Below are 14,233 nucleotides of genomic sequence, written 5' to 3'. Positions count from 1 at the left end.
CTTGATGTCTGCAGGCAACTGACAGAGTAACAGTTCGCTCCAGAACCAGACGACAAACCGGTAATCTCCTTGCATTCCGGCTGCCGATCGGCTTCAATCATAATAGTGCTTTCAATCCTAACTGTACTCGTTTCTGCCGAGAAGGTTCTCCCATGATGCGTCTCATGATTGCCGTCTGTCTCTGTTCGACTTCTGTCTGCTTTGCCGATGACGCGACACCGAATTTCAAACCGCAAACCATCGACAGTACGGTGGAAATCGGTTACGGCACCGCGATTAGCGATGTTGACGGCGATGGAAAACCGGATATTCTGTTAGCCGACAAGAAAGAAATTGCCTGGTACCAGAACCCGACCTGGAAGCGACATGTGATCGCAGAAAACCTGACGGAACGCGATAATGTCTGTATCGCTGCCCGTGATATTGACGGCGACGGAAAAGTCGAAGTCGCCGTCGGCGCCCAATGGAATCCCGGAGACACCCTGAACTCCGGAGCCGTCTTCTATCTCGTTCCCCCCGCTGATCGGACACAGCTCTGGAAAGCGATCCCGCTCCCTCACCAGCCCGTCATTCATCGCATGCGGTGGGTCAAACTGGCTGACAATAATTTTGCACTCATCGTTTCCCCGCTGCATGGAAAAGGAAACAAAAAAGGAGAAGGGGCCGGCGTCAAACTGATCGCCTACGAAAAACCAGCGAACCCACATGACCAGTGGAAGCAGACCGTCATCGAAGACACGCTGCATGTCACCCATAATCTCGATCCGGCACAGTGGAATCCAGAGACCCCCGCGGAAGAAATTCTCTACGCAGGCCGCGAAGGAGCCATGCTGCTTTCTTATGCTGACGGCCAGTGGCAGAAAACAAAGTTCCCGCTGATTGAAGGGAGTGGTGAAATTCGCATGGGTCGACTCAAACCGACCAGCCGGTTCATCACCACCATCGAACCACTGCACGGCGACAAGCTGGTGCTGTACCAGTCAGATGACTCGAACAAGGGAATCAGTAAACGTCAGATTCTGGACGATAATATCAAAGCCGGTCACGCCATCGCGACTGCGGATCTGTTCGGCGACGCACGGGAGGAAATTGTCGCGGGCTGGCGGACTCCCAACAAAGATAATCAGGTGGGTGTCAAAGTCTACTGGACGACCGACGACGCAGGTAAAGTCTGGAAGTCAGCCTGGGTCGATGAGAACGGCATGGCCTGCGAAGACCTGCGACTGGGCGATCTGAACGGCGACGGGCGGATCGACATTGTCGCCGCCGGTCGCGATTCACACAACTTAAAAATTTACTGGAACCAACCAGAGTAAATCTGCCTTACATCGTTCGCCCACCATCGACGACCAGTAACTGACCGGTTGACAGTGTGGTCCCTAAAGCCAGGTATAATACGGTATCAGCGATATCATCAGGCTGGGCAGGGCGGGGGATCGGGAAGTCGGCCGTTCGCTCTGACAGTTCTTCGTCAGTCATCACCTGTTTGAGCCAGCGACTGTCAATCGGACCGGGGCAGACCGAATTCACGCGAATTTCCGGCGCCAGCGCCCGCGCCAGTGATTTCGTCATCGTATTCAGTCCCCCTTTGCTCGCGCAGTAAGCAACACTGGAACCCTGTCCGGTAATGCCCGCCGTCGAACTGACATTCACAACGGCGCCAAACTCACTCTCCCGCAGCAGGTGCGTCGCGGCACGAATACAAAAGAACGGTCCTTTCAGATTCACACTGATGATACGGTCCCAGGTTGCTTCACTGAGCGCATCCAGATCTTTGTGTTCAATGAATTCGGTCGTCCCCGCATTATTCACCAGCACATCCAGCCGCCCCCATTCTGATTCAATTTCTGCAATCATGCTTTTCACAGCAGCGTCATCACTCACATCACACTGGATGAGCAGCACGCTGGCACCTTCTTCCTCGAGCAGGGCTTTCGTTTCCTCTGCTTCAGCCTGGCTGCGTGAATAATTCACGACAATATCAAAACCTTCCTCTGCCAGGCGCAGTGCACAGGCGCGACCGACTCCCGTTGCTGATCCTGTGACCAGAGCGACATTGTTTTCGTTCATCTGAAGAGTTTTCCATTTAAGAATTTGAGTGGTTAGGAACGGTAACGGAATGAGTTTCAATCAAAATCAGTCGGCAGCATGTGCTTCCACAAGACCCCAGTCGACTTCGATTCCCAGTCCGGGGGAATCGGGAATCGTAATCACGGGACCTTCAATCTTCAACGGATTTTTGACGATGCAAATCTCATGATATTCAGGGCCCAGAATATCTCCCGGATATTGCTCGATGTTCATATTCGGACAACCGACAACCGCATGACACATCGCTGCCGAAGCGATATCCAGTTCCAGGTTCGAACCGATACTGCAGGGAATGCCATGCTCGGCAGCATAGCTGACAATCGCTGCCGTCTTGCTGATGCCCCCGTTTTTTCCCGGATAGACGTTGATCACATCGCAAGCATTATTGCGAATGCATTCTTTAGCGTCGGCCAGGTCAAAACAGATATCATCAGCCATAATTTCCGGGGCAATCGCCTGTCTGACTTCTGCGAGTGCGGCAAAATCACCGCGGGGGGTAGGCTGTTCAAACAACGCTACGTTGCAATCATTCATGCGTTTCATGGCAGCGATTGCGGTCGCGGCATCCCAGCCCGCATTGGCGTCAATCGTCAGTTCCAGATCCGGGCCCATTGTCTCGCGCACCATTTTCACGCGGGCTACATCTTCATCCGGATTGGTCCCCACCTTGACCTTAATCGTTGTGAAGCCTGCTGCCACCAGTTCCTGCGTGCGACGTTCGGCTCGCTCCAGTGAATACGCGCCCATCGAAAAACGGCATTTAATGGAACGGCTGCGGACCGCGCCTCCCAGCAGCTCATACACGGGCAATGCTGCTTCTTTACCTTTGATATCCCAGCAGGCCATCTCGATGGCTGACTTGGCAAACCAGTTCCCCTGCGAAGTACGATCAAGGATCTGGTTGATGTTTGCAATGTCACAGGGATCCTGGCCAATCAGTAATGGTGTAAAGACACGATCGACAATCGCCTGTGCGCCCCAGGCGGTTTCTCCACTCCAGCGACAGAGGACGGTTGCTTCACCCGCGCCTTCGATACCGGTATCGGTTTCGATTCGTAGGACCAGATAGTGGGAGACATCGTGTTTCCCCAACGCTGAAATCATCCGCCGTTCGGGTTTGAGCGGGATCCGAACCCGGTAAGTTATAATTGCTGTAATTTTCATGGTGTGCCTCTTGCTTCACTTCAGAATGAGCGGGAACTCAAACATCAACCGGCGCTGGTTATGTATAGTCAACTCCATGATACCAGAACCGGTTATAATCAGGAATCAACAGCCGCGCGGAGAACTGAAAATACTCTGCACCGGGTGGTATCGGATGTAATCCGGTATTGCCACAGGCAACAGGAGCTCGCAGTTCACACATTGTATGTTGAGAAAACGTGATTCACTCTATCTGCGATAAATCATCGGAAATGCGAACTTAATTCGAAAGTTCACACAGCAACCTCCTGCTCGCTCCGCTCGGCCCGAATGTACATTCGGGCCCACACACTCGTGGGAAGAATTGATTGAGAAGCTCAGTTGAATTACCGGCTTCATTCCGCTAAAAGCAAGGTACGATCAAAGCCTCTTTTCCATTTAACTGAAATCAGCGAGTCTGTTGTGTCCGCTCTCACCGAACGTCTGCCTGCCACCTGCCAGTTAATTCTGGAAGGCATTGAAAATGAACTCCATACAGGAGTGCAGCTCTACATTTCTCAGCGAGGTGAAATTATTGCTGATGGCGGCATCGGGGAAGCCCGCCCCGGAGTTCCCATGACGGCCGACACGCTCAACCTCTGGCTCTCCGCCGGTAAACCACTGACTGCCATGGCGATTGCCCGCTTATGGGAGCAGGGGGATCTGAAGATAGATGATCGCGTTTCCCGGTTCGTTCCCGAGTTTGGAACCCACGGAAAAGAACCGATTACGATCCTGCACCTGCTCAACCATACCGCCGGCTTTCGTCCGGTCGATACAGGCTGGCCTGATGTCAACTGGGCTGAATCAATTCGCCGCATCTGCGAGGCACCGCTGGAAGAAAACTGGCAGATCGGAAAAACCGCCGGTTACCATGTCAGTTCCAGCTGGTTCATCCTCGGTGAAATCCTGCAGCGCATGACAGGTCAGTTGTATCCTCATCTGATGCGCGAACTGATTCTGGAACCGCTGAGCATGTCGAACAGCTGGCTGGGTATGCCCGTCGACGTTTATGAGCAGAACCAGGAGCAGATCGCGTATGTCTATCAACGCGACAAAGGGGAAATGCAGCTGACTGATCTGCATGATGCAGCCCACTGCCTCACACCTTCACCGGGCGGAAATGCACGGGGGCCAATTCGTGAACTCGGCCTGTTTTACGAATGCCTGCTCAACCAGGGCACACCGCTGTTTGAACCACAGACCGTCGACACCATGATCGATCGTCATCGGGAAGGGGAGTTCGATCTCACACTGCAACACAAGGTTGATTACGGCCTGGGGTTCATTGTGAATTCCAATCGGTATGGCGCAGATTCGGTCCCTTACGGATTTGGCAAGTACGCCTCCGAAACTTCATTCGGGCACGGCGGTTCACAGTCTTCAATCGCCTTTGCCGACCCGGAACGGGAACTGGTCGTCGCCGTCGTTGCCAATGGCCGGCCCGGCGAACCCCGACATCAACGCCGCGCCAGAGCAATCAACGAAGCGATCTACGAAGACCTGCAGCTGGTGTAATCGCTGTCTGCCCTGATCACATTAATCAGGGAGCCACCGCACCAATGTAAGGCTTCATGCCACCAGGTGCACCAGCTGCTTTACTGGCAGGATTATCGGAAGCCGGCACGAGGAACTTTTCATCTCCCGGAGTGGTAGACACAAAGTTATTCAGATTCGCATCTCCCTGTTTGCCTTTGTTCTTGAACAAATCGAGTTCATCAGCGGGCAGCGGACTGGGAGCGGTACGGGAAGAATCGTTTTCCAGCGCAGTCAACGCTTTCGCCCAGAATTTCGCATCATTATCCTGCTCTACCTTTGCCGGTGGACCTTCGATGGTCGCAAACAGATTCCGCGAAATCTGAATCGCTTCACTGTTGGGAGTCGGACTGGTAGTAAAAACAATTCCTGAGTTGACGATGAAAAAAGTATTGTTCGTCAGTTTCAAATGACTGATCTCATATCCCCGGCAATCAAATCGAATCCCGGTGACAGTCTCCGAGAAGATCGATTCCTTGACCTGTGTTTCCCTGACCGCTGATGAAAACTGCAGGCCCACTTGCATGGCAGTCAGACAACGGATGTTCGTCATTCTGATGTCACTGTTCGTATCCCCGGTAAAATCCAGACCGACCGCCTGGGGATTCCCCGCTTTGAGGCTGAGATTTTCCAGCAGAAATGGTTCGCTTGAGAGACCGGACACACTGGTGGCAAAGATACCCGTTTTTTGAAAATCATTAATCTTCAGGTTCTTCAACTGTGTCCCCACCAGATAGCCGGACAGTTGAATCGCTACTTTTTTCCCCTGGGCTCTGACCAGAAAACCATCAATCGTAATCCCTTCGATGCCTGTTAGCTGCACGACCGGTTCGGGACCATCAGGAGCCAGGATCACCGGCTTACCACTTTCTGCGACAATCGAAATTCCTTTGGGGTAATTCAGACTGGAATTATCAATGACGATCCGTTCTTTCAACTCCTGGTCAGCGGCGACCTTTATCGTGTAATGCTTCCCTTCATCACCAAATGTTTTGCCATAAACAATCTGGATATCCTTGAGTGCAGCCGCAATCGTTTTATAAGTTTCCTTCGGACCAACTTTGATTTCTTCAGGCAGTGATTCTACTTCAACCGGTTTCTCAACCACGGGCGCCGGTTTGACAGGCGCCGGCTTTTCAGGTTCTTCTCCCGGCAAAACAAACATCACAACAAGCAGAATCAGTAATAAACCGATCCCACCGCCGGCGATGGCTGGCAGAAACCATTTCTGACCGGTAATCGAACTCCCGGCAGGAGATGCATCTTCGACAACTTCTGCTTCGATTTCATCCGGCTCCGCCTCCATCACTGCCGAATCGCCGGGGAGCGCTTCCGCTACGGGTACCGGCTTTTTCACAGGACGTCCTGAAACAGGTTTGGCCACAGGCTTCGCAACAGGTTTGGCAACTGGCTTCGCCCCAGGTTTAGTAACTGGTTTGGCGACCGGTTTGGCTGCAGGTGCAGGCGCCTCTGATTCTGCTTTCTTGAGCGTATCGGAAGTACTGCCGATCCGCGTGGAAGCGGTACTGATTTTATCCTGCTTTACAACAGAAGAATCATGTACATCGGAAGAGGGTTTCGCAACGGGATCCAGGCGGGGACTGCTTTTCTTTTCATTCACATCAGGAGAGCTGGTACTTTTCTGGATCCCGGATTCCTCTTTCAGATTCGAGAGAAACGCCGCCAGTTCGGGATTCTGTTTCTGCTGCTGCACACCTGAGCCACTTTGCGCCAACTCGACACCTGAGCCCAGCCCACTACTGACATTGTGGCTGCGCCACTCCTCATCGGTGTTGTTCTGCAGCCATTCATATAAAGCTTCAGCCGTCTCATCCATTGTCTGGTACCGGTTTTCCCGGTCTTTCGCCATCATCTTTTCCAGGATTTGAACGACTTCCGGTGGAGTATCGGGACGGTCGTCCGTAACGGGAGGCGGATTTTTGTTCTGATGCGCCATCAACCGCTGTGCAAGTGAGCCTTCGGTGAAGGGGGGATGCCCCGTTAACAGGAAGTACATGGTACAACCCAGGCTGTAGATGTCTGCGCGGGAATCAACCTGGTGGCTGTCGATGGCCTGTTCGGGTGCCAGATAATCAGCCGTCCCCAGAACTTTCTCATCGTGTGCGATCGTCAGCGATTTGTCTTCGCCTTCATGAAAGAACCGCGCCAGTCCCAGGTCAAGAATTTTGACAACGCCTTTGGAATCCACCAGCAGGTTGCCCGGTTTGACGTCCCGGTGCACCATATCCGCTTCGTGGGCATGAGCCAGGCCTTTCGCTCCCTGGCGGATATAGTTGACGGCATCGCGAATATCCAGTGGACCGGTTTTGGTAACGATTTCCTGTAAATCCTGACCGTCTACATACTCCATGACCAGAAAATGAATTTCCGCATCATTCTCTTTTTCATGGTCGACATCATAAGCGCGGACGATGTTAATGTGATCCAGAGAAGCAACTGCCTGTGCTTCTCGATGAAAGCGGGCGAGATAGGAGGCGTCATTCACCCGTTTCGAGGGGAGTACCTTGATGGCACAGCGACGTCGCATCAGCACATGTTCCGCCAGGTAAACAGAACTCATGCCACCTTTGCCGACCAGATCCAGCAACCGGTATTTACCCAGGAAAAAACCTTTGTGTTTGCCTTGCAGCAGTTTGTTGGCCTGCCAGCGTGTCAGCAGAGACCGCCCGATCAGTTCCTCGGCGACCTCAGCAGGTTCTCCCAGCTTCACCCCTTTTTCCTGATATTCGGAGAGCAGCTTCTTCAGCTGATCGACCGAGACCAAACCACTTTGTTTTACCAGGTTTAAAAAAGCCTCGGCCGTTAGTTTGCCTGCCATTTTTTACCAATTCGCTCAACTTGTCCTGCGATGAATCTCTATATTCCGTAAGGTAATAGTAACACTCTAGCATCCGTTTTAACGACTGACCAGTATTGGTTTAAGGATTCTACCGAATCCCCGGAAAGGTCGTTCCTCTCCCCACGGTTCACTGACTCTCTTCCTGTCCTGCAATTTTTTGAACACTATCTCAGATTCGGGCGCCAAAGGCTCTCTGTTGTGTAGATCTTTTGATAAAACCGGTAAGAGATTCAAAAAGCCCGGCAATTGACTATAATATTCGCGGTCAATATTCGATTAATAAAATAGTGACCAGGGACCGGGTACTTACTTGTGAAACAAGTAACAGAGGCGAGCAGGATCTTGATATGAGCACAATGACACATAAAGAAGAGCTTCCACAGGGACTACCATTCTTAGGTAACTCAATGTTATTCCTAGGCTTAGGAATAATGGCCCTCTCTCTGACAGGCACCGAATGGCTGCCATTCAATATGCCGCGTTCCTGGTACCAGAGCCCTTCGATCTGGAATTTACTGGCTTTCTGCATGACCTGTGGCGGCATCGCTGTCCTGAAACAGGTTTCCAGTACAGAAATGAAAAACAGTGAACGAAATCGCCAGCTTCCTCAAAAAGAAGACTGGATGCCCGAAGAACCAGGCCAGCGTTTCAGTACACTCATCGTTTATACGAAAGAAAACTGCCCGCTCTGTGAAGAAGCGGCAGAAATTCTGGAAGACTACGGCGTCTATCTGCCTGAGATCGAATTTATAGACATCTATAGTGATCCAAGTCTGATCGCCAAGTTCGGAACCTGCGTGCCAGTCGTGTCAATTGATGGAAAAATCCGCTTTCGCGGCCGGATCAATGAAGTACTGCTGAGACGGTTAATTGTGGCTTCGCCCGTAACCGTAGCCCCTGCCGCCTCATCCGGGTGTGGCTGTAACAAGCAGAGTTGCGGCTGTAAACGTCAGAAATCCAGCGTCGATTCCAACAGCGAATCGACCAGCGCATCGACGGACTGTGGTGGTCAGTGCAAATGCGCCTGACCGCATTTTGAGCGGATCCTATGGGAAAAACGGTGCATTGCCTGTAAAAAACGGTTTATCGGTTGTTGTGATTCAACCATAAATGAGATAAATTACACCCAGCAGGCACGATTCCCGACGCGAATTCAACTTCCCGTGTCAGAATTTTAATCTCACGTAAGCTTTAGGCATAAGACCATGTCGTCTGAAATCTCTTTGAAGAATTCAAAAATACTCATCGCAGATGACAATCATCAGAACTGCGAACTGCTCGACGCGTATCTGCTGGACGAGGGCTATGAAACCTTTATGGCCTACGATGGGAAAGAGACGCTGGAAAAGGTCGCTGAAATTGACCCCGACCTGATCCTGCTGGACATCATGATGCCGAAACTGAGTGGATACGAAGTCTGTGCCCAGCTCAAACAGAGTGATGAAACAAAAGATATTCCGATCCTTGTGATCACCGCACTGAACGAAATGGGCGATATCGAGAAGTCGGTTCAGGCCGGCTGCGATGACTTTCTGACAAAGCCCGTCAATCGAATCGAATTAACGACCCGCGTCCGCTCTCTGTTACGTGTCAGACACCTGACGCATGAGCGCGATCGTCTGCTGGCTTATCTCGCTGAAGTGGAAGGCACGACCCGCTCTACTTCCAGCGAATCATAAATAGAGTGGCAAGCCACTTTCCGCAAGGAAAGATTTTCGGTCTGCACTAACTTCATAAATCCTGCTCAGTCCCGGCGACGTCTGCCTCTGAGTCTCGCTGTTCTTGTTTGCCGGACACTGACGATCCTGCGACCCATTGATTAGAAAACTCTCATGAGTGACTCACAACCCTCGGTTTCCGACGATCAAGTCGCCACCGAAACCAGACCAACCCCGCGCGTCATCCTGAAACCACGACGCGCGCTGCCATTCTTTGGACGACATCCCTGGGTCTTTGCCGGTGCAATCTCCCGGATCGAAGGCAATCCGACTGCCGGTGAGGAAGTGATTCTGCTCTCCGACAAGAATGAATTTATCGCCCGTGGACTGTTTAACCCCAACAGCAATATTCGTGTCCGCCTGTTTTCATGGGATGAGTCAGAAGTTCTGGACAATTCGTTCTGGACCAACCGGCTTGAACAGGCCGTAACACTGCGGGAACAGGTCGGACTGCTCGAAAACTTTGAGACTTCCGGTTGCCGACTGGTCTTCAGTGAATCCGATCAGCTTTCAGGACTGACCATCGATCGCTACGGCGCCTGGTTCCTGGTCCAGTTTTCCAGCCTGGCACTCTCGCAGAAACAGGACCTGATTATTCAGTTCCTCAAGGCGCGCTTTCCGGCCAAGGGAATCTGGCTCAGAACCGAAAAAGGGATGCGGGAGGCGGAAGGACTGGAAATTTCCGATCAGCTCCTGGATGGCGAAGAACCGCCGGCCCATTTCTTCCTGGAGGAAAACGGGATCCGTTACGGCATGAGCATGGTCACTGGTCAGAAGACCGGCTTTTACCTGGATCAGCGCGAAAACCGTCTTGCCGCGGCCCGCTATCTGAAAAATCATCGTACACTGGAACTGCATTGTTACACCGGTGCGTTCGCGTTGAATGCCATCATCCACGGACAGGCTCAATCAGTCGTGTCTTACGACTCTTCACAGTCCGCCATCGATCAGGCAACCGCGAATGCAGAACTCAACGGCATTGGAAATCGTATCCACTTTCAGACGGGTAAAGCTTATGCGGTTCTGGAGCAGTTTAAAGCAGAAGGGGAGCAGTTCGATTCCATCATTCTCGATCCCCCCAAAATGGCCCGACACCGCAGCGGGGTCAAGCAGGCTTTGAAAGGGTATTTCAGCCTCAATCGACTGGCATTTGATGTTTTGAAACCGGGTGGTATCCTGATTACCTGCAGTTGCTCCGGTTTGATCAGCCAGGTGGAATTTCAGCAGATGCTCGCATCGGTTTCACAACATACCGGGCGGCACATGCAGATCCTGGAGCAGCGCAGTCAACCGGCCGACCATCCGGTCTCACCCAGTTGCCCCGAAAATCAATATCTGAAATGTTTTATCTGCCGCGTCCTGTAGAACCGGTATCCCCGGCTGATGCACTACCTGCCAGCTACTGTTTCGAAAAATGAAATATCATGTCGCGTAAGTCGAAAAAAAAACAACGTCTGAAAAAACAGGCACCTCCTCCAGAACAACTGCTGCTGGATTTCCTGCCCGCGGACTGGAGTTCTGCGCAGACGCTCTGCTTTCAGTCCAATCTGTATCCCCTTACGACCGCATTGATGAAGCGTGTCTCGGAAACAGATCGGGTTGACTGTTTCAGCTTTGATAAAACGATTGCACAGCGAATCCAGCATAAATGCAGTCTCCTGCAGGAAGAACAGGAACAGACACCCGTCTGGAATACCTTCTGTGACAGCGAATTTCCCCAAGGCGACTACGAGTCGGTCCTGCTGCCGCTCTCAGAACAGTTTTCCGATGAACTGGTGCGCGAACTGACACTCTCCGCAGCCTATTCTCTGCAGACGGGCGGTACGCTGACGATCGCTTCTTCACGCACCAAAGATTATGAATACCATAAATTTCTGCAGACGCTGTTCAGCAAAGTCACACGTATCGCCTCTGATGTCGGCATTGTCTACCAGGGCAAGCGACAGCAGCCACTGCCTGAAAAAAAATGTCTACAGGATGAGTCCGCGATGCGTGAAGGGGAAAAACTGCTTTTCGCCTATACGCAGCCGGGGGTCTTCAGTCACCGTCGTCCCAACCAGAGTGCCCGGGCGCTGATCAACCTGATGGAACTCTCCGACGAATCCACCATCCTCAACCTGGAATGTGGTTCCGGGATTGTCTCGTTTGTCGCAGCGACACGCTGTCCCGGCTCACAGATTCATGCCCTCGACAGCAATGCCCGAGCGGTCAAATGCACAGAGCAGGGGATCGGGAAGAATCAACTCGCAAACGTATCAGTCAAATTAGCTGCGACTGACGAAGGAATCATGCCCGAGAGCTATGATTACCTGTTGACCAATAAATCTTATTTCAACAGCGAAGAGCAGGGCGAGGCCTTTCTGCAAATGTGCCTGCGGGCATTGAAGCCGGGGGGGCTGCTGCAGTTCTCCACCAAGCAGTATCAATGGTATGCCCACCGCCTGCTTGATCTGTTCACAGACGTCGCCATTGACGGGGCCGTCCATCATTTCATGCTCAGCGCCAGAAAACCGGAATAAGAACGCGTCACTGACTGTATAGACCGTTGTACGATTCATCAGGCACTCGCGCCGATATGCAACCGGGTTCATGTGCTGCAGTTCCTCCGACTGCAGATTCACCTGTAGACAGATACATGACTCCGTCTTTCTGATTCAGAATCCATTTTTTTCTGATCTTTTCTCAAGAAATCCTCGTTGACAGCGAAGAACTGATGTGAAAATATCATTTGATGGCTCTGGAGAGACTTGAAAACAGACTGCCCCGGGCTTTGGACCAGATTGCTCTTTTCAGAAGGAGGCTGTTATGTCATTATTCCTGTCAATTGCGGTCCTCGCAGCGACACCACAGGATACCCAAAGGAATGAACAGCCAGTCGAGGCTGCAATACCACAGATGACTTCTAATTTTTCTTCTTTCGATCAGCTGGCTGATTCTCTCTCGTCTCGTGTGCAAACGGGAACCCTGCTGTTCAGTAAAGGCGATTGCCTCGCCGTTCGAATTTATACACAAAGCTCGTACACTCACGTTGCCATGATTGTGATGCGAAATGGTGAGCCACTGGTCTATGACAGTATGAACGGGATCGGTGCCCGCTGCCTGACGTTGAAAAACTATCTGAATACTCAACGCCCGGCAACCATACATGTCTTTCAACCCAAAACGACCTTCAATCCCACGATGACAGAGCAGTACGAACGCTACCTGGATCAGAAGCTGGGAACCCCTTATTCGATCCGGCATCACCTCACTGGTGTGCGTGCCCGGGGGATACACTGCGCCGAATACGCCATCGATGCACTCTCAGCCTGTCACCTGATGAAGGCCCAGGCACCTGCGAAAGTTTCTCCCGCATCTCTGGTCACCGGAATCGTTCAGGCAGATCGCTATTCACCATCGATCACTTTTGCACTGGAACGACCTCCACTCGTGGCAGAAAAACCTCGCAACTGGTGCCATCAACTCTGGGTGGATACCAGGAACTGCACTTCCGCCTGCTGCGTCAAACTGCGTGGCTGGGTGCTCTGCCAGTAAACTGCCGCCAGACGCCCGAAAGATTTTACACACATCTTCTGTGAAATCCGGGAAAGATCGGCAAACACTGCTTGAATCTGCGCAACCGGTCAGCGAGAATCTGAGAATGAACTCTTCTTCAGTGTGACCTGTTTCGTAATTGAAAGCGCCAGCATGATCAAGACCTTTCAGAACCAGCAAACGAATATTCACCAGTTGATTTTGAACCGATCTATACTTGGTTTACTGTTACTCACATTCGGAATACCAACTGCAGTCTTCTCACAGGAAAAGACCGGAGAGCCTCAAACCGTTTCCATTCAGCGCGAAGCGATCACACTCAGACATCCTCGGGATTACTACGTTCCACTCAATCTGAAACCACTGCGCTTACTGACCATTGCCGCACCCATTGACGGCATCATCCATACCATCGAAGTCAAACCCGGAGACAAGTCGACGACCAAAGCAGTCGTGGTCCGACTGGATTCAGCCATCCCGCAGGCAGAACTGGATCGTGCGGAGGCCGCCCTGGAAGTGGCCCGGGAAGAACTGAAAAATGCGACCGGAAAAGCCGCTGCGGTCGCAAAAGCAAACGTGGCACTGGCAGAAGCAGACCTGAAGCTTGCCGGCATTCGGATGGAACAGACCATCATTCGCGCCCCCTTCGCAGGAGAAATCTTTCGGATCTTTGCTGCGCCCGGCGAATTCGTCAGAGCAGGGGAGCCTCTGGTTGAACTGGGGGACACCTCAAAACTGCAGGTGGAAGTTCCCCTTTCGCGCGAACAGGCTCAGAAAGGGGCCAGCATCAGTCTGAATGTCGAAGAACAGGCAACCCAGGCGACCGTGGATCACGTTCTGCCTCTAGCGTCACAGTTTGAGAAACTCCGCGATCTGGCAAAGTCCATTACTTCTGCAATCGTCATTCTGGATAACAAAAATGCACAATTCAAACCGGGGCAGTCTGTCAGTGTGGACTTGATCCCACGCTATCCGATTGCAGAAGTACCCACCGTTTCTGTCACCAACACCCCCGAAGGGACACGAAAAGTTCAAATCGTGCGTGAAAATGTGATCAGAGACCTCACACCACAGATCCTCGGGCAGATCGGCCCGGGACGCCTGTTCGTATCTGCTCCCTTTAACAAGGACGATGAAATCATCGTCAGCACGTCGCAGCCGCTCGCAGACGGAACACAGGTACAACCTCGACTGACTGTGGGAAAATCAGAGACCTCACCAGGAACAACCCCTGGCAGCCAGCCTGCAAAACCACCTGAAAAAAAGGTCAGCTTTTAGAATCCATTGTTTCGTTGGGTAACAGAGCTCGTTA

At 52.1% G+C, this 14,233-nt stretch carries 11 protein-coding genes; 8 read left to right on the top strand and 3 right to left on the bottom strand.

The annotated features are described in order from the left end of the window. Positions 1-152: 152 nt before the first annotated feature. Complete coding sequence (locus tag GmarT_RS10535; protein ID WP_002648639.1) at positions 153-1,316, top strand: FG-GAP and VCBS repeat-containing protein; 1,164 nt, start codon at positions 153-155, stop codon at positions 1,314-1,316. 7 nt (positions 1,317-1,323) lie between these two features. On the opposite strand, the gene GmarT_RS10530 is transcribed toward GmarT_RS10535, so the two are convergent. Both GmarT_RS10530 and GmarT_RS10525 read right to left on the bottom strand, forming a co-directional pair. Then, positions 1,324-2,070, bottom strand: coding sequence for an SDR family NAD(P)-dependent oxidoreductase (locus GmarT_RS10530; RefSeq protein ID WP_002648640.1), 747 nt, complete (start codon positions 2,068-2,070; stop codon positions 1,324-1,326). A gap of 66 nt (positions 2,071-2,136) precedes the next feature. Continuing rightward, positions 2,137-3,255, bottom strand: a complete 1,119-nt coding sequence (locus GmarT_RS10525; RefSeq protein ID WP_002648641.1) for a mandelate racemase/muconate lactonizing enzyme family protein — start codon at positions 3,253-3,255, stop codon at positions 2,137-2,139. 441 nt (positions 3,256-3,696) lie between these two features. On the opposite strand from GmarT_RS10525, the gene GmarT_RS10520 reads away from it, so the two are divergent. Next, on the top strand, positions 3,697-4,791 hold the full coding sequence (locus GmarT_RS10520) for a serine hydrolase domain-containing protein (protein ID WP_002648643.1): 1,095 nt from the start codon (positions 3,697-3,699) through the stop codon (positions 4,789-4,791). 25 nt (positions 4,792-4,816) lie between these two features. On the opposite strand, the gene GmarT_RS10515 is transcribed toward GmarT_RS10520, so the two are convergent. After that, positions 4,817-7,648 carry a serine/threonine protein kinase gene (locus GmarT_RS10515; RefSeq protein ID WP_002648644.1) on the bottom strand — a complete coding sequence of 944 codons (2,832 nt, stop codon included), beginning with the start codon at positions 7,646-7,648 and terminating at the stop codon, positions 4,817-4,819. Positions 7,649-8,016: 368 nt separating this feature from the next. Here GmarT_RS10515 and GmarT_RS10510 point away from each other — a divergent pair, with 368 nt between their 5' ends. The 6 genes from GmarT_RS10510 (at position 8,017) to GmarT_RS10485 (ending at position 14,199) form a co-directional block, all read left to right on the top strand. Then, entirely contained in the window at positions 8,017-8,697 is a 681-nt protein-coding gene (locus GmarT_RS10510) for a glutaredoxin family protein (protein ID WP_081459594.1), read from the top strand. Positions 8,698-8,874: 177 nt separating this feature from the next. Then, positions 8,875-9,348 (top strand): response regulator, encoded by a 474-nt coding sequence (locus tag GmarT_RS10505; RefSeq protein WP_002648646.1) that lies wholly within the window; start codon positions 8,875-8,877, stop codon positions 9,346-9,348. A gap of 153 nt (positions 9,349-9,501) precedes the next feature. Further along, positions 9,502-10,752, top strand: a complete 1,251-nt coding sequence (locus GmarT_RS10500) for a class I SAM-dependent rRNA methyltransferase (protein ID WP_002648647.1) — start codon at positions 9,502-9,504, stop codon at positions 10,750-10,752. 59 nt (positions 10,753-10,811) lie between these two features. After that, complete coding sequence (locus tag GmarT_RS10495) at positions 10,812-11,906, top strand: methyltransferase (RefSeq protein ID WP_002648648.1); 1,095 nt, start codon at positions 10,812-10,814, stop codon at positions 11,904-11,906. Between the two features lie 286 nt (positions 11,907-12,192). Further along, on the top strand, positions 12,193-12,921 hold the full coding sequence (locus GmarT_RS10490; RefSeq protein ID WP_002648649.1) for a YiiX/YebB-like N1pC/P60 family cysteine hydrolase: 729 nt from the start codon (positions 12,193-12,195) through the stop codon (positions 12,919-12,921). Positions 12,922-13,074: 153 nt separating this feature from the next. Next, positions 13,075-14,199, top strand: coding sequence for an efflux RND transporter periplasmic adaptor subunit (locus tag GmarT_RS10485; RefSeq protein WP_002648651.1), 1,125 nt, complete (start codon positions 13,075-13,077; stop codon positions 14,197-14,199). Positions 14,200-14,233: the final 34 nt, after the last annotated feature.

It is taken from the genome of Gimesia maris (assembly GCF_008298035.1).
In the GTDB taxonomy this organism is placed as follows: Bacteria; Planctomycetota; Planctomycetia; order Planctomycetales; family Planctomycetaceae; genus Gimesia; species Gimesia maris.
This window is presented reverse-complemented; position numbering and strand designations above follow the sequence as displayed.

Excerpts from the sequence above, each read along its gene's own strand:
- GmarT_RS10490 (WP_002648649.1), top strand. The coding sequence starts at position 12,193 with ATGTCATTATTCCTGTCAATTGCGGTCCTCGCAGCGACACCACAGGAT.
- GmarT_RS10515 (WP_002648644.1), bottom strand. The coding sequence starts at position 7,648 with ATGGCAGGCAAACTAACGGCCGAGGCTTTTTTAAACCTGGTAAAACAA.
- GmarT_RS10485 (WP_002648651.1), top strand. The coding sequence starts at position 13,075 with ATGATCAAGACCTTTCAGAACCAGCAAACGAATATTCACCAGTTGATT.
- GmarT_RS10535 (WP_002648639.1), top strand. The coding sequence starts at position 153 with ATGATGCGTCTCATGATTGCCGTCTGTCTCTGTTCGACTTCTGTCTGC.
- GmarT_RS10500 (WP_002648647.1), top strand. The coding sequence starts at position 9,502 with ATGAGTGACTCACAACCCTCGGTTTCCGACGATCAAGTCGCCACCGAA.
- GmarT_RS10530 (WP_002648640.1), bottom strand. The coding sequence starts at position 2,070 with ATGAACGAAAACAATGTCGCTCTGGTCACAGGATCAGCAACGGGAGTC.
- GmarT_RS10510 (WP_081459594.1), top strand. The coding sequence starts at position 8,017 with ATGAGCACAATGACACATAAAGAAGAGCTTCCACAGGGACTACCATTC.
- GmarT_RS10495 (WP_002648648.1), top strand. The coding sequence starts at position 10,812 with ATGTCGCGTAAGTCGAAAAAAAAACAACGTCTGAAAAAACAGGCACCT.
- GmarT_RS10525 (WP_002648641.1), bottom strand. The coding sequence starts at position 3,255 with ATGAAAATTACAGCAATTATAACTTACCGGGTTCGGATCCCGCTCAAA.
- GmarT_RS10505 (WP_002648646.1), top strand. The coding sequence starts at position 8,875 with ATGTCGTCTGAAATCTCTTTGAAGAATTCAAAAATACTCATCGCAGAT.